General features: G+C 62.0%; 13 protein-coding genes. 5 read left to right on the top strand and 8 right to left on the bottom strand.

The window, feature by feature from the left end:
* Positions 1-10: 10 nt before the first annotated feature.
* The 5 genes from JO965_RS20465 to ilvD all read right to left on the bottom strand — a co-directional run bounded on the left by JO965_RS20465 (position 11) and on the right by ilvD (position 7,497).
* The gene (locus JO965_RS20465) at positions 11-1,504 is read right to left on the bottom strand and encodes a sensor domain-containing diguanylate cyclase (protein ID WP_203440840.1); all 1,494 of its coding nucleotides are present in this window, start codon (positions 1,502-1,504) and stop codon (positions 11-13) included.
* 25 nt (positions 1,505-1,529) lie between these two features.
* On the bottom strand, positions 1,530-1,847 hold the full coding sequence (gene sugE, locus JO965_RS20460) for a quaternary ammonium compound efflux SMR transporter SugE (RefSeq protein WP_203440839.1): 318 nt from the start codon (positions 1,845-1,847) through the stop codon (positions 1,530-1,532).
* Positions 1,848-1,986: 139 nt separating this feature from the next.
* Positions 1,987-2,286, bottom strand: coding sequence for a hypothetical protein (locus JO965_RS20455; RefSeq protein ID WP_203440838.1), 300 nt, complete (start codon positions 2,284-2,286; stop codon positions 1,987-1,989).
* 169 nt (positions 2,287-2,455) lie between these two features.
* Positions 2,456-5,374, bottom strand: a complete 2,919-nt coding sequence (locus JO965_RS20450; RefSeq protein WP_203440837.1) for an autotransporter domain-containing protein — start codon at positions 5,372-5,374, stop codon at positions 2,456-2,458.
* Between the two features lie 293 nt (positions 5,375-5,667).
* Positions 5,668-7,497, bottom strand: a complete 1,830-nt coding sequence (gene ilvD, locus JO965_RS20445; protein WP_203440836.1) for a dihydroxy-acid dehydratase — start codon at positions 7,495-7,497, stop codon at positions 5,668-5,670.
* A gap of 148 nt (positions 7,498-7,645) precedes the next feature.
* Here ilvD and JO965_RS20440 point away from each other — a divergent pair, with 148 nt between their 5' ends.
* Positions 7,646-8,248, top strand: coding sequence for a cation transporter (locus tag JO965_RS20440; RefSeq protein ID WP_203440835.1), 603 nt, complete (start codon positions 7,646-7,648; stop codon positions 8,246-8,248).
* 47 nt (positions 8,249-8,295) lie between these two features.
* Positions 8,296-8,532: a hypothetical protein gene (locus tag JO965_RS20435; protein WP_203440834.1), complete on the top strand. Its 237-nt coding sequence runs from the start codon at positions 8,296-8,298 to the stop codon at positions 8,530-8,532.
* A 16-nt stretch (positions 8,533-8,548) separates the two neighbouring features.
* Here JO965_RS20435 and JO965_RS20430 read toward each other — a convergent pair whose 3' ends face one another.
* The 3 genes from JO965_RS20430 to JO965_RS20420 form a co-directional block, all read right to left on the bottom strand.
* A complete protein-coding gene (locus tag JO965_RS20430; RefSeq protein ID WP_203440833.1) occupies positions 8,549-10,267 on the bottom strand; it encodes an adenylate/guanylate cyclase domain-containing protein in 1,719 nt (572 codons plus the stop codon).
* Between the two features lie 84 nt (positions 10,268-10,351).
* Positions 10,352-10,789: a YqaA family protein gene (locus JO965_RS20425; protein WP_203440832.1), complete on the bottom strand. Its 438-nt coding sequence runs from the start codon at positions 10,787-10,789 to the stop codon at positions 10,352-10,354.
* Between the two features lie 171 nt (positions 10,790-10,960).
* On the bottom strand, positions 10,961-11,431 hold the full coding sequence (locus JO965_RS20420) for an aminoacyl-tRNA deacylase (protein WP_203440831.1): 471 nt from the start codon (positions 11,429-11,431) through the stop codon (positions 10,961-10,963).
* A gap of 288 nt (positions 11,432-11,719) precedes the next feature.
* Here JO965_RS20420 and JO965_RS20415 point away from each other — a divergent pair, with 288 nt between their 5' ends.
* From JO965_RS20415 to JO965_RS20405, 3 genes are all read left to right on the top strand, one after another.
* Positions 11,720-12,895, top strand: coding sequence for a hypothetical protein (locus JO965_RS20415; protein ID WP_203440830.1), 1,176 nt, complete (start codon positions 11,720-11,722; stop codon positions 12,893-12,895).
* Between the two features lie 54 nt (positions 12,896-12,949).
* Positions 12,950-13,855, top strand: a complete 906-nt coding sequence (locus tag JO965_RS20410; protein ID WP_203440829.1) for a calcium-binding protein — start codon at positions 12,950-12,952, stop codon at positions 13,853-13,855.
* A gap of 108 nt (positions 13,856-13,963) precedes the next feature.
* Positions 13,964-15,142: an NAD(P)/FAD-dependent oxidoreductase gene (locus tag JO965_RS20405; RefSeq protein ID WP_203440828.1), complete on the top strand. Its 1,179-nt coding sequence runs from the start codon at positions 13,964-13,966 to the stop codon at positions 15,140-15,142.
* The last annotated feature ends 99 nt before the right edge of the window (positions 15,143-15,241 follow it).

Raw genomic sequence — 15,241 nt, 5'->3', positions numbered from 1 at the left:
CTGTTCCGGCTCAGGCAGCTTTCGCGGCCGCAACCCGGTTGCGGCCGCCCTGTTTCGCCCGATAAAGGGCTGCATCGGCGAGCGTGATCAGGCTCTCCGGGCCGTTGCGGGATCGGTCCAAGCTGGGAACGCAGGTTGCGCTGCCGATGCTGACGGTCAGGGTGCGCGAGGGAATGTTGGCTTCGTGCTGCACGCAGAGCGCTTCAACTTTCGCGCGGATGTTCTCGGCTACGGCCGCCGCGCCGACCTCGTCGAGATCCGGCAGAAGAATTACAAGCTCCTCGCCGCCATAGCGCGCCACCAGATCGCCCGGTCTGCGGGCCGCGCTCGCAATCGTCTTGGCGATGGTACGCAGGCATTCGTCGCCGGCCTGATGCCCATAGATGTCGTTGTAAGCCTTGAACTGATCCACGTCGACGAGGAGCAGGGAAACCGGTGATTTCTCCCGAGAAGCCCGGAGCCATTCCGTCTCGAGCTGCTTGTCGAACAGGCGCCGGTTGGCGAGACCCGTCAGGCCATCGGTGACGGCGAGCACCGAGAGTTCGGCCTCCGCTTCCTCACGACGGCGCAACTCCGCCGACAGGATCCAGCCCAGAGCGGCGATCGTGGCGACGAGCAGGCTCATGACCACTGTGCGGAAGACAAATTCCCTATTCCAATCCGCCAGTGTTTCGTCTCGGCCTACGGATGCAAGAACACCGATGGGAAATATGTGATTGCGATGGTAGCCGCCCATACGTGCAACCTGGTCGACGGGGGAGAGGTATTCGTAGGAACCCGAGCCTCTTCCGCTCTGGTAGCTTGGTTCATTCGAGATATCGGCCCCGATAGCGCGCTCGATGTAAGGGTAGCGTGACAGGAGTGTCCCATTCTTGTGAATGAGCGTGATGCTGCCCTGGGTTCCAACATCGAAGCGGCCAAAGAAATTGGCGAAATAGCGAGGCGGGATGCTGGCCTGAGCGACACCGCCGAAACTTCCGTCCGGCTTGTCGATGCGGCGGGAGAGGGTGAGAACCCAATCGCCGCCCAGCGGATCTCGGATCAGGGGGCCGAAAAACCAGTCGCCGCTGGGGGATGTTCTATGGTGTTGGAAGAAAGCCAGGTCCTTGGCGTTCACCTTGCCTCGGTGGCCGGGCAGGGAACTCGTCAGGAGAAATCCATCCTCTTCATAGACCGAGATGGACTTTATGCGCTGCAGGGATTGCACCCGCTCGACGAGGAAGGCGTCGAGTCGTCTCGCAGCGTCGGGGACAATGCCGCCCATCTCGACCCTGTCCACCACATCCACCAGAAGAGCGTCCGCCACCTCGAAGGTATCTTCCGCATGCTGGACGAGCGATTTCGCCAGGTTCAGCGTTTCGGCGTTGATCCTGGCGATTTCCTGCTTCCGCTCGCTCCAGTCACGCCAGCCCCCCAGGCCGAGGATGACGAGGCAGACCACGACGACGAAGGCCTTGAGCCCTCGGGCCGCGGATTTCGGCCTGATGTGAGCGAATGCAGTCATGACCCCCCAACCATAACTGCCGGGGCTAGCCTGAGGCTAACTTCAGGCCAAGGATTCCGGATACGATCAACCCGATGCAGGTGAGGCGCATCGCGGTTGCCGGTTCGCTGAAGAGATAAATTCCCAAGAGAGCCGTACCGACCGTGCCGATCCCGGTCCAGACCGCATATCCCGTTCCCACGGGCAAGGTTTTCAGAGCCAGGCCAAGCAGCACGACGCTGACGATCATGCTCACGGCGGTCAGAAGCGAAGGAATGGGGCGGGTGAAACCGTCGGTGTATTTCAGGCCTATTGCCCAGCCGATCTCGAACAAGCCGGCAAGACCGAGCCAAGTCCATGCCATGACAGGACCTCCGTCATTGGCAGGGCCGTCCCTACCGGTTGTCATGAAGGCGCGAGGTCGTCCTCACCCCTCTGAATATAGAGGGGGCGGAAAAGCTTCTCAATATGCGGCAGGCGCGGCCAAAAGTCTGTTTGTCGGCTTAGTTACCGGCTTCTTCCGAGGGCTGGCCGGAGCGCCCCAGCGACGCGAGGGGATTGAAGGGGGCGTAGATCTGGTGCTTCCACCCGTCGCCGCAATTGATGCAGATCGACCGCATCATGTGATTGCTCTGCTCAAGCCGCTTGAGCAGCTTCTGCTGCCGCTCCGTGGCTTCGTTGGCCTGTGCCTCGTAGCCGGACGGCCGGACGGTCAGCTGGAGAGCCTTACCCTCCGGGGTTCCTTGAGCGAAACCCGGGCTGGCAAGGAGAAGGAAGCTGACGGTCAAGGCGAAGCGGGGCATCAAGGATCCTGTGGCTGATTTGGGCTTTCCCCGACTGGACTCCAGGAGACAGTGTTTCGTCAAGGCTTGACAGCCCGGCTGGGACCTTTGGCAGCGGCAGATTTTTTGCCTGCCGCTGCGGCGCTGGCACATCGTGCGAAAAATGGACCCGGTTTTCCATCCGATCCATTCAGAACCGAATGCTCAGGCTGCCGCGCAGGGTGTGTTCCTGGTCCCGTTGCCCGATGGCCCCGTCATACATGAGGCCGATGGTCACCTTTTCGCTGACCTGCCAGTTCACGCCTGCTTCCACCACGAGGCTGTCGCGGTCGATGGGGGCACCAACCACGAGGAATGGGGCTGGGAAGCCGTTGACCGTGAAGCGCGCCTCGGGCGCCACGTCCCCGAAGGCATGGCGCCAGCCGAGCATGCCCTTGAAGGTGATGAGACCGGCCTCGGTCGGCATCGATGCGACGAGGCGGGCGCCGAGGGTGGAGTAGGTGGTGTCGAACGAGGCGACCTCGCCGGTCGCCTGGAACGGCGAGGCGTTCTCCACTACGTCGTGGCCGCTCACATGCACATGAGCCAGCCCGACGAAAGGCTCCAGGGTGACACGCTCCGAGAGCAGGAACGTGTAGCCGATTTCTCCGAAGACCTGGAGTGAATCGGCCGACGTGTTCGTATCGCCGCCGCGGAAGCGTCCGGAGACGAAGCCGCGGGAGAGGTCGATCTCGTGATGGCCATAGGCCACGCCACCGCGAAGATTCCAGGCTCCGAAGGCGGCCGAGCCATAGGCGCCGATGTGGAAGCTGTCGATGTCGCCGGATGCGGCCACCGCATCGATGTCGAAGGAGGTCGCCAGATAGCCGGCCGCGATGCCGAGGCGATAGGGCGTGCCGAGGCCGCCATCGACGCCGACCACGATGCCGCCCGTGTTCCGCTCCATGGCCGCTGAGGTCGGCGTGGCATCGGTGCGCCCGATGGAGCCGAGGACCTTGCCCCAGATCCCCCAACCGGTTCCTTGAGTGGAGGGAGCCGCCTCGACGGGGGCCGCCGCTGTGCGACGTGCCGGATGATCCGCCGCGGATGACACAGGCACTGAATCGATTGCCACGAAGGAGGGCATGGCGCCCATGGCATCGGAGGACGAGCAGCGCAGACGGCAGAGGATCGCGGCCCGGAACAGATTCTCGTGATGCAGGATCGTGACCGGTGGCGTGGTCTCGGGTTGCAGGGGAGGCACAGGTCTCGGCCTCGGATCCGTTCCAGGATCTATCGGATCCTGATCCGGATCTGTTCCCGGAAAGATAGGCAGCAATTCGAGATAGACGTTGTTGCTGTCCTTGGTCAGGATCGGCTGGAAGAAGATCAGATCGTCCACATCACTGAACTGGCCGGTCACGCCCCGCTGAGCGGTCAGGATGGTCCAGCGGCCTGGCGCATAGGTGGCCTGCTCTGGGTGGACCTCGACCGTACCGCCACGAATGGTCGCTTGCCCCCCGGCGACGATCCGGTCGCTCTCGAACCTGTTGTTGAGATCGACCCGATACGTGGTGCCGGCGGCGATGTTCACATCGCCCCTGACGTTGAGGGTCCGTATGTCTCCGACACCTGCGCGGTTCGAGGCTCCGTCGATGCCGGGAGAGAGAATGCTGCCCGAGAGCGCATCGATGCTGCCGACGGTGCCTGTGCCGCCGAGAGTGGCGCCGCGATACACCGTCATGTCCGAGCCGCCCATGCTTCCGGTTACCAGGAGCATGCCCTCGCGCACAGCCCAGGGCATGGTGCCGTTGTTGTCGTTCTCCGTGGTCCAGATGGAGGTTCCGACCTTTTCGAACTGCTCGAACGAGCGGTATTTGGCGCTCGTGCCGATCTCGCGAACGTCAAACGTGGCGCTTGTCGAGCCCCCGAGCTTGAACGTATCCGTGCCGGCCCCGGCATTGACGAAGCCCTGGATGTTCGAGCTTGCTCCGATGAGGAAGGAATCGTTGCCGCTTCCAAGATCGACGGCGGCACCGCCAGCCATATGGGTTTGGATCAGTCCGAAATTCTCGATCGCTTCCGAACCGAAGCGACCGCGGATCGCCACCTCGTCGCGGCCGATGATGCTGCCGCCTTCCCGGTTGATGACGCTGTTGGTCTGGCCCGCATTGCTGATGATGTAGAGCCCTTCGCCTTCGCTCCCTGTGCCTTGCACGGTGCCGCGATTCTCCACCCGATTCCCGTTGCCTTCCACCTTGATGCCGCGCCCTTCGAGGCCTGAGGCGGTGATCGTTCCGTCATTCGTAATCGTGCCGTCGTTCCCGATCAGACGGATGCCGTCAGCGGTATAGCCGCTCGTGGTGATCGTGCCGCTGTTGGTGATTGTGGCGTTCAAGGCGGGGTTCGTCGTGCCGCCCCCATCGGCGCGGATGCCTTCACCGCCGGCACCCGTGGTACGGATCGCGCCTGTGTTCACGAAGCTGTTGTTGTTGCCTTCCGCGATTAGGCCGCGGGCGGAGGAGCCCGATGTTTCGATGGTGCCGCTGTTGCGGAGAATGTTGTTGTGGCCGCGCGCGATCAGCGCTTCCGACGAAGTCCCCTGTGTCGAGACATTTCCGTTGTTGACGAGCGTGTTCCTGCTGCCGGTTGCCTCCAGCCCATCGACGGAGTTCTGCCGCGTCGAGACCGAGCCGTTATTGGTGAGGGTGCTTCCGTCATCTTCGGCATAGATCGCGTTATAGGCTTGATCCGCATTGCCGCCGGTCACGGTGATTGTGGCGCCGTTTGCGATTGTGACGCTGCTGTTGCCCTCCACACGGATCGCCGCACCGCTCGTCTGCATGGTGGTGCCCGCTTGGACGTCGACCGAGGATGGCGTGTTTTCCCACGCCCAGTAGTGATTGGTCGTCGATCCTGAGCAGACCACTCGCGTCTGACCGCCGGAGACGCTCGACGTGCAATCCGCATGGGCGGTGCCGAGAAGAGAGATAGTGGCGGCAATCGCGAGAGCCGGGATGGCGAAGGTCGATGGGAACCGAAACGATAGGATCCGCAGATGACCCGTGCGACTGCCGGGGCTGTCCGGCTGAACCGCAATAAAACCGTTCTTGAAATGATTGCTATGCATGGCGCTTCCTCCCTGTTTGAAACAGGATAACGTTTCGAATTAGGAAGGACGGGCGGGCAGGCTACTCTACGTTTGGAGGGGAAATGGCAAAGCAAAGAAGAAATATTTTGCTCGACATGCCCTTGATAACGAAAGGACGAGTCTTATTCACGCGTCAGCCTATACTTGCCTTAGTCAAGTATAGGCTGCTTCTTCTTGCTGAAGAGAGGTGCGAATAGGCCGGGCTGGAATGAAAACAGCGCCAGGAAGGCTCATGCCTTCCCGGCCCTGCTTGTGTTTCAATAAACTTAAGGTCAGATCTGCCGGACGGCGCCTTTGGCGGCGCTGGTCGCCAGCATGGCGTATGCCTTGAGGGCTGCCGAGATCTTGCGCTTGCGCGGTGCGGCGGGCTGCCAGCCCTTGGCCTGCTGCTCGGCGCGGCGGCACTCCAACTCGGCCTCGGCCACGGCGAGGTGGATGCGGCGGTTCGGGATGTCGATCTCGATCCGGTCGCCGTCCTGGACGAGGCCGATGGTGCCTCCCTCGGCCGCTTCCGGCGAGACGTGGCCGATGGAGAGACCCGAGGTGCCGCCGGAGAAGCGTCCGTCGGTGATGAGGGCGCAGGCCTTTCCGAGACCCTTCGACTTCAGGTAGCTGGTCGGATAGAGCATCTCCTGCATGCCAGGCCCACCGCGCGGTCCCTCGTAGCGGATGACGACCACGTCGCCGGCCTTGACCTTGCCGTTGAGGATGCCGCTGACGGCGTCGTCCTGGCTCTCGAAGACGATGGCCGGGCCGGAGAAGACCAGGATGCTTTCGTCCACACCGGCGGTCTTCACGATGCAGCCGTCGAGCGCGAGATTGCCGGAGAGCACGGCGAGGCCGCCATCCTTCGAGAAGGCATGCTCCGCGTCGCGGATCGTGCCGGCGGCGCGGTCCATGTCGACGCTGTCGTAGCGGCTCGCCTGGCTGAAGGCTTCTTGCGTCGGCACGCCGCCGGGGGCCGCGCTGAAGAACTCATGCACGGCATGGGAGTTGGTGCGCCGCACGTCCCAGCGGTCGAGCGCCGTCTTCATGGTCTCGGCATGGACAGTCGGCACCGAGGTGTCGAGAAGGCCCGCACGGTCGAGCTCACCGAGGATGCCCATGATGCCGCCGGCGCGGTGCACGTCTTCCATGTGCACGTTGGCGACGGCCGGCGCGACCTTGCAGAGCACAGGCACGCGGCGCGACAGGCGGTCGATATCGGCCATGGTGAAGTTGACTCCCGCCTCATGTGCCGCGGCCAAGAGATGCAGCACCGTGTTGCTCGAGCCGCCCATGGCGATGTCGAGGGTCATGGCGTTCTCGAAGGCCGCGAAGGAGGCGATGGAACGCGGCAGAACGGTCTCGTCGTCCTGCTCGTAATAGCGGCGGGCGAGATCGACGATGAGGTGGCCGGCTTCCACGAAGAGGCGGCGGCGGTCGGCATGGGTGGCGAGCGTCGAGCCATTGCCGGGGAGCGACAGGCCCAACGCCTCGGTGAGGCAGTTCATGGAATTGGCCGTGAACATGCCCGAGCATGAGCCGCAGGTCGGGCAGGCGGAACGCTCGATGACCTTGATGTCCTCGTCCGCAATCTTGTCGTCGGCGGCGGCCACCATGGCGTCCACGAGGTCGAGCTTCTTGGTCACGCCGTTGAGCACGACCTTGCCCGCTTCCATCGGCCCGCCCGAGACGAAGACCACGGGGATGTTGAGGCGCATGGCGGCCATCAGCATGCCGGGGGTGATCTTGTCGCAGTTGGAGATGCACACCATCGCATCCGCGCAATGGGCGTTGACCATGTACTCGACGGAATCCGCAATCAGCTCCCGCGAGGGCAGGGAATAGAGCATGCCGTCATGGCCCATGGCGATGCCATCATCCACCGCGATGGTGTTGAACTCCTTGGCGACGCCGCCCGCCTTCTCGATCTCCCGCGCCACCAATTGGCCCAGATCCTTGAGGTGGACATGGCCCGGCACGAACTGGGTGAAAGAGTTCACGACGGCGATGATCGGCTTGCCGAAATCGGAATCCTTCATGCCCGTGGCGCGCCAGAGGCCGCGAGCGCCGGCCATGTTGCGGCCGTGGGTGGTGGTGCGAGAACGATAGGCTGGCATGGTTTCCCCTTGAACTTTGGGGCTTTGTTCAACTGAAATTGCGCGAGTTGCAAGAAAATTTGCCATTCCTTGTGGTCGCGCCTGCTTTGCCGCAATGGAATTGCTGATAAACGGGCTCGACGCGACCAGCCCTGAAGACAGGAATGCCATGGACCATCCGCCTCATGACCAAGCCCTCCGGCGAACCGTTGCCATCGTGGCGGTCCTGAACCTGGGCTATTTCGGGATCGAGTTCGCGGTCGCGCTCGCCATCGGTTCGGTGTCGCTCTTCGCCGACAGCGTCGATTTCCTGGAGGATGCCTCGATCAACCTCCTCATTCTCGCGGCTCTCGGCTGGGGACCGAGGATGCGGGCGCGGGTCGGGATGGTACTGGCGGGGATCATCCTCGTACCGGGCCTTGCCACCCTCTGGACAGCCTGGGAGAAGTTCTGGGAACCGGTCGCGCCCGATCCGGTGCCGCTGACGCTCGCCGGGGCAGGGGCCTTGATCGTCAACCTCACCTGCGCCTTTCTTCTCGCCCGTTACCGCCACCACAGCGGCAGCTTGACGAAGGCGGCCTTCCTGTCCGCCCGCAACGATGCCATCGCCAATGTCGCCATCGTTGGAGCGGGACTGGTCACGGCCGCCACGCTCTCGGCCTGGCCGGACCTGATCGTCGGCCTTGCCATAGCGGCGATGAATGCCGATGCCGCGCGCGAGGTCTGGGAGGCAGCGCGCGAGGAGCACAGGGCTGAAACGTCTGAAGCCTGAAGAACGTTGTCCTGCTCAAGACATCCCGAACGAGGCAGGACCGCGACATGCTCACCAAAGCCGAATTGGATGCCCCGGCCCATCTGCAATACGAACTGATCGGCACGGCCGGCCAGGGCCAACCGAGTGACGTAAGGGAATTTACCACCCTCCGCGAGGCCGTTCACTGGGCCATGAACAATGAGCCGCCCGCCGGCATGGAGACGGTCATCCGGGCCGCCTCCGGCGCCGTGCTGGGCCCGCGCCATCTGGAAGAGATCTGGTCGAGTCTGCAGGGACCGTAGGGTCCGTCTTCGACGATCACGGCGGGAGGCCGGCATCCTCCAGTCGCCGCCGCAATTGCTGGCGCAGTGCCGGGTCGCGATAACGCTCCTGGAACAGAAATCGGGACACGGTCAGGCTCGGCTTGCTCGCAATGGCCTCCTTCACGAGTGGGGCCGCATCGTCCGGCCTGCCGAGCGCCATCAGAGCGGCTGCGCGGTAGAGGCGGGAGCGGAAGGTCTGGAAGACGAGCCTGCCTAGGGCGGCGAGCGCCTCGTCGTAGCTCCCCAGCGAGTAATGGGCGATGCCGCGCTCTTCAATGCACCACACGGGAAGGAGCGGATCGAGGGCCTCAGCTTCGTCGAGCAGCTTTAAAGATACCTCGGCCTCGCCGATGAAGGTCGAGACGGCAGCGCAGCGCGCCTTGATATAGGCGTCCGACGGGTTCAACTCCATGGCGCGTCGCATCAGCGTCCCCGCATGATCGAAATCGCCCTTGAGGAGTTCGAAGAAGGAGGCGATCCGGTTTGCTTCGGCGTCGCAGGGATCCAGTTCGAGAGCGTGACGGATATCGGGCTCGCTTTCGGGAAAGCTGAACTCCGGAAGATCCGATGCGGCGCAGACCCGCCAAGCATAGGCAGCCGCGTAATTCGGATCGAGTTCGATGGCCCGGGTGAACCATTTCACCGCCTCGCGGGAATACTCCTCGAGCACACCGCCGAGCCGATGACAGTCGATCCCACGCAGCAGACACTCGAAGGCCGTCATGTTCTCGGGCAGCTTGCGCCGGGCCGTGATCATGCTCGCATCTTCCATGCGCCCGAACACCGTTGCCGCAATCGTCGCCACCGTCTTGTCGACCCAATCCAGAAGCTCGGAAAAAGGTCGGGCGATCTTGTCGCTCCACACCACCGAGCCGCCTTCGGTCTCCGTGAGCGTGAGATTGATCCGGATCTGGTCGGCGATCTTCCTGACCTGACCTTCCAGAACATAGCGGACACCGAGAAGTTCGCCGACCCTGACAGGGTCCAATCCGTTCCCGCTGATGGCAAAACTCGCACTGCGCGAGCTGACGAACAGACGCCGGAAGCGTGCGAGTTCGACGATCAGCTCATCCGTCAGGCCCTCGGCGAGAAAGAGCTGGTCCTCGTCCCCGCCCATGACGCGGAAGGGCATGACTGCGATGGAGCAGGGTCGTTTCTCACTGGCCGCCTGTACGCGGGTCGGCGCCGATTGCAGGCGGAACCGGTTGACCTCGTCCCGCAGCCGGTAGATACGGATCGGTTCGGACAGATTCTTGAGATGTCGCTCGCCCAGATCGTCGAAGGCGAAGGGGGAGTTCCGGCGGATGTTGTCGAAGAACACGCCGCTGACACAGATGGTGTCCGATTCCGCGTCCTGCTGAATGCGCGCCGCGACATTCACTCCGTCGCCGATCAGATCCTCGCCATGGATGACCACATCGGCGAGGTGGAGACCGAACCTCAGGTGCAGCGGGTCGCCCTCGGAGACGGAGCTGCCGGCGAGCGAGTTCCGGATCTCGGACGCGCAGCGCAGGGCGTTGATCGGGCTGGAGAACTCGGCAAGCCATGAATCGCCGGAGGAGTTGAATACCCTGCCGTCGAGGCAGGACACCTTCTCCCGGACGAGCTCATGGCAGCCAGATAGACGGTCGGCCATCTGCTCTTCGGCGGCCTCCATCAGGGAGGAATATCCGACGATATCTGCCACCATGATCGCGGTCAGTCGGCGCTGCATGCCAGGTTTCCCGTGTGAGGCAGTGCGAGACTAAAGCGTGCTGCTAGCAGACCAGTTTACGCTGCGATGGCCGGAAGTGCGAGCTTAGATCCATCCCAGGCTCAACGCGGCCACGGCCAGATACCGGCCTGTCTTGGCGAGTGTCACGAGCGGAACGAAGACCCGCAGGGGCTCGCGCATCACGCCCGCCACGATGGTGAACGGATCGCCGATGATCGGCAGCCAGCTCAACAGCAGCGTCCAGCGGCCATATCGATGATACCAAGCCTCGGCCTTTACCATCTGCTTGCGCTTGACCGGAAACCAGCGTCGATCCTCGAAGTGGGCTAAGAAGCGGCCCAGGAACCAGTTCACGATGGAGCCGAGGATGTTGCCGACGCTCGCCACAAGAATGAGGACCCACCACGTGTAATGCTCGGCCACCAGCATGGCGAAGAGCACGGCTTCAGACTGAAAGGGGAAGACGGTGGCCGAGAGAAAGGCAGCGGCGAACAGGGCTCCGTATTCGGCAAGATGCGGCATGAGGCGAGGATCACGCGAGACAGAAGGCAGGTGGAGTTGAGGCTTCGCACGAAGCCTGAATGAAGTGGTCCTTATCACGGTTTTGGGATATTGCCGAGTTGACCTGCCTCGCAGCAGGTCAACCATCGACTCTCATGCGCCTTCGCGGGCATGCCTCATCGATTTAGGATGTCACATGCGTTCGCTGAACGTGCCGTGCTGAGCCCGCGGATTGAGGCGTGCGAAGTCATCGCCTTTCACATGAACCAGCGTGGCGTGATCGCCGCCTTCGAAGTAAATGTCCGGCTGCCGTTCCATGCTGTTCTCGACGATGACATCGAGGCCATAGCACGTACCGACGGGCGGAATGGCGCCGCGATCGCAGTCGCGGAACACCTCGACGATTTCCTCCTCGGAGGCGAGGCGCAGTTCCTGGCCCAGCTCCATCTTGAGATCGGACAGACGTAAGTGGTGCGATGCCGGCAGGACAGCGAGCATATAGTTCTGTCCGTCGCTGAGCATGATGCCCTTTGCCAGCCGGTCGCCCGGCACATGCCCTGCATGAGCCGTGCCCAGCGATGTCATCGCCGGTTCGTGCGGGATCAGATCGTAGCTGATGCCCTGATCCGACATGTAGCGTTGAAGGGTGGGTGCAATCGTCATGACAACCTCCTATGAGACGAGGACTCTCGCATGCCTGGAGGGCGGCTTAACTGACACACCGTCGCTTCGGGATGCGCAGTTGCTTGGTAACCCTCCGATCGTACACCCCGGACGGATTGGCTTCAATCGAGGGGTTGAGCCGAAATCATACTTTAGACCGGCCCCGCTTGAGCGCTACGTAGTTTGGTCCAGCTATGTCTGTACATAAATAAAATGTTATGTCATTAATAAACGATCCTCACGAATGGCCAAGTTTCGGCCACGCAAACTGTATTGGTTGTTCGATCCATGAGCTTCGGGTTTTCAGGTCCTACCACTCTCAATATTGTCGGCACTGCCGCCAACGATGTTCTGACACTGACAGCTTCCGTGGGCGTCTCCCAATGGATCGGGACCATTGACGGAGGCGCGGGAAACGATACGCTTCATCTGCGGTCCGACTCCTATTCAGGATATTTTGATCTGTCGGATCTTACTATCCTGTCCGATGTCGAGATCATTCGCGCTACGTCGAACTACGATACGATCTGGCTTCGTGACGATCATCTGCGGGATGTCGTTACGATTGACGGAGGCGCCGGTTCGTCCGACGATTCCCTTCTGCTGGAAGGAACCAATTTCGATCTCCGCGCGAAGACGATCCTGAATTTCGCCCGTATCAATCTGCTGTCGGACAACTCCGTCGTGATGCTTGCCGACAAGGCCACAGCTTTCAAGATCAAGGGCTTCGGGCAGAACGACCACCTCATTATGAACGGTGTGTCATTGAGTTCGGAAGAGCGCCAAGCTCTCCATGCCAGTGGCATCGACAAGATTACCTATGCCGACGGCGCGGTGAGCATCAACGAAGCTCCCGTCATTGCCAACCTGAACAGATCGTCCGTGCGTACCGTTCCGGGCCAATCCGTATTGCTTGATCCGGGCGCGGATGCCGTGATCACCGATGACGACGGAGTGATCAGCTCCCTGTCGGCTCGGATTGAGGGGTCGAAGCTCCCGACCGAGAGCATCGGAATCGACACGACAGGTGCGGTACGCCTGTCGGACGGCCTTTTTGCCGGAAGCAAGATCAGCGTCGACGGAACCGAGATTGGAGAGATCTACAGCGCTCTCGGCGAGGATTTGTCGGTGGCGCTGACGAGCGGGGCGACGCCGGAATTGGTCAACAAGCTCGTCCGGGCCATCACCTATGTGAACATCAACGCCGATCCGACACTCGCAGTGCATCGCAAGGTCATCGTCACCGCATCCGACGACGGCATGCGGAAGGGCGTCGCTACGATCGACGTCACCGTTGCTACGGCGAACGTGATGGTCCTGACCTCGGGCCTCGATGCATTGAGCGGAACGGCCGCCGATGAGATTTTCGTTGCGGACTTGAACGGTCTCGGGCCCGGCGACGTTCTCGATGGTGCCGCCGGATTCGATACGCTCAGGTTCTCCGTACCGAATGCACAGCCCTAGGATCGTGCCAAATACGATTTTACCAAGCTCGGCGCCTTTATCGGCATCGAGAAGGTGCAGGGGAGCGATGCCGAGGAAATCTTCGAGTTCAATGCGCAGACGCTCTCCACGGTCACAACCTTGGATGGCGGCAAGCCTGGCTTCTCTATCATAGGCGACACTTTGCGCCTTCACGGGCCAAGTCTCGACCTGCGGGGAAAGGCGATCTCCAATATCGAGACGATTTCTTTCGCCGATGATGCCGCCACTCTTCTGATCAGCGACGCGAAGCTCGCGACCTTTATCAGTGGTCAGGACGGAAAGAACATATGGGTCATCATCGAGGGAAAGACTTTCACAGACCTGCAAAGGCATGAACTCCAATCGAATGGTGTCAAGAAGATCACCGACGCCAGCGGCACTTACACTTCATCGGGATACCGTCCGCCGGAAGTCCCTGGAACGACTATCGACGGTTCAGGAAGCTCGGAACTCATGGTTGGTGAGTCAGGAGCGGATACGATCAAGGGCGCCGGCGGCCACGACAAGATCTATGGCGGCAACGGCCACGACATGCTGTCCGGCGACAGCGGCAACGACAGAATCCGAGGGGAGCTTGGCAAGGATGTCCTGAAAGGCGGCGCAGGCCGCGATGCCTTCATATTCGACACCAAGCCGAACAAGAAATCGAACCTCGACAAGATCCTTGACTTCAAGGTCAAGGACGACAGCATCTGGCTCGACAATGCCGTGTTCACCAAGCTCGGTACAAAGGGAATCGAGGTGAAGCCCGTACAGCTGTTGAAGGATGTCTTCGTCGTGGGCTCGAAGGCCAAGGACAAGAACGACTACATCATCTACGACAAGAGGAAGGGCGTGCTCTATTACGACGCCGACGGCTCAGGAAAAGGCAAGGCGGCGGAGATCGCCACGCTGTCCAAGAATCTGAAGATGACCGAGAAGGACTTCTTCGTCATCTGACCGGGGGTGGGTTCCCGGCGGAGACGCCTTGCAAGTTTCTTGGCGATCCCTTAGCCACGGCTATGACAAGCCTGCCTGGTCAGGCCCACTCTGGCAGGAACGCGTCCCTTGAGTCCATTCGATGTTGTAGTGATCGGCGCTGGGGCCGCCGGGATGATGTGTGCGGTGGAGGCCGGCAAGCGCGGGCGTTCCGTGCTCGTCCTCGACCATGCCGCCAAGCCCGGCGAAAAGATCCGCATCTCCGGTGGCGGGCGCTGCAACTTCACCAATCTCAACGCTGCGCCGGCCAACTTCATCTCGCAGAATCCAAGCTTCGCCATTTCGGCCCTGCGCCGCTACACGCAACGCGACTTCGTCGCGCTCGTGGAGCGCTACGGCATCGCCTATCATGAGAAGACCCTGGGCCAGCTCTTCTGCGACGGCTCGTCGAGGCAAATCATCGATCTATTGCTGAACGAGATGCGGCAAGCCGATGTGGAGCTTCGCCTGTCCACCTCCGTCGCGAGCGTGGAGAGGGCGCCGGAAGGATTTTCGCTGCGGCTCTCGCAGGGCGCGGTGCAGTGCCGATCCGTCGTGGTGGCGACAGGCGGAAAATCCATTCCGAAGATGGGTGCCACCGGCTTCGGTTACGATCTCGCGCAGCAATTCGGCTTGAAGATCGTCGAGACAAGGCCGGCACTTGTTCCGCTCACGCTGGAACCGACCATGCTGGAACGCCTCACGCCTCTGGCGGGCGTGTCGGTCGATGCGGTGGCGAGCTGCCGGAAGACGAGTTTTGCGGAGGCGATGCTCTTCACCCATCGCGGCTTGAGCGGTCCCTCGATCCTGCAGATCTCCTCCTATTGGCGCGAAGGCGACGAGATCGTGCTCTCCATGTTGCCGGGCGTGAATCTCTTCGAGGAGCTACGCGCCGCCCGCGCGCAGAACGGGCGGCAGGCACTCCAAACGGCTCTGTCCGCCTTCCTGCCCAAGCGTCTGGCGCAACTGATCGCCGAGACGGAGAGGGGGCCAGCCAATCTCGCCGATTATTCCGACAAGAGGCTTCATGCCATCGACGAAGCCGTGAACCGCTGGCGCTTCAAGCCAGCCGGATCAGAGGGCTATCGCACGGCAGAAGTAACGCTCGGCGGCGTCGACACCCGCGAACTCGACTCCCGGACGATGGAGGCCAAGGCGGTACCCGGCCTCTACTTCATCGGCGAGGTGGTGGATGTCACGGGCTGGCTCGGCGGATACAACTTTCAGTGGGCTTGGTCATCCGGCTGGTGTGCCGGGCAGGCGGTCTGACAGTGCCAGCAACAGCGCGATTTTACCGCTTCATAAGGACCGCGCTTCCAGGGAGGCCGGTGCGCCAGGACACTGGAACGAGCCGTCGCGGAGAGATTC

Source organism: Microvirga sp. VF16 (assembly GCF_016864375.1).
Classification (GTDB): Bacteria; Pseudomonadota; Alphaproteobacteria; order Rhizobiales; family Beijerinckiaceae; genus Microvirga.
Note: the sequence above shows the minus strand (reverse complement) of the source record. Positions and strands in the feature narration are given on the sequence as shown.

Coding starts and splice junctions, on each gene's coding strand:
- JO965_RS20465 (WP_203440840.1), bottom strand. CDS start 1,504: ATGACTGCATTCGCTCACATCAGGCCGAAATCCGCGGCCCGAGGGCTC.
- sugE (WP_203440839.1), bottom strand. CDS start 1,847: ATGGCATGGACTTGGCTCGGTCTTGCCGGCTTGTTCGAGATCGGCTGG.
- JO965_RS20455 (WP_203440838.1), bottom strand. CDS start 2,286: ATGCCCCGCTTCGCCTTGACCGTCAGCTTCCTTCTCCTTGCCAGCCCG.
- JO965_RS20450 (WP_203440837.1), bottom strand. CDS start 5,374: ATGCATAGCAATCATTTCAAGAACGGTTTTATTGCGGTTCAGCCGGAC.
- ilvD (WP_203440836.1), bottom strand. CDS start 7,497: ATGCCAGCCTATCGTTCTCGCACCACCACCCACGGCCGCAACATGGCC.
- JO965_RS20440 (WP_203440835.1), top strand. CDS start 7,646: ATGGACCATCCGCCTCATGACCAAGCCCTCCGGCGAACCGTTGCCATC.
- JO965_RS20435 (WP_203440834.1), top strand. CDS start 8,296: ATGCTCACCAAAGCCGAATTGGATGCCCCGGCCCATCTGCAATACGAA.
- JO965_RS20430 (WP_203440833.1), bottom strand. CDS start 10,267: ATGCAGCGCCGACTGACCGCGATCATGGTGGCAGATATCGTCGGATAT.
- JO965_RS20425 (WP_203440832.1), bottom strand. CDS start 10,789: ATGCCGCATCTTGCCGAATACGGAGCCCTGTTCGCCGCTGCCTTTCTC.
- JO965_RS20420 (WP_203440831.1), bottom strand. CDS start 11,431: ATGACGATTGCACCCACCCTTCAACGCTACATGTCGGATCAGGGCATC.
- JO965_RS20415 (WP_203440830.1), top strand. CDS start 11,720: ATGAGCTTCGGGTTTTCAGGTCCTACCACTCTCAATATTGTCGGCACT.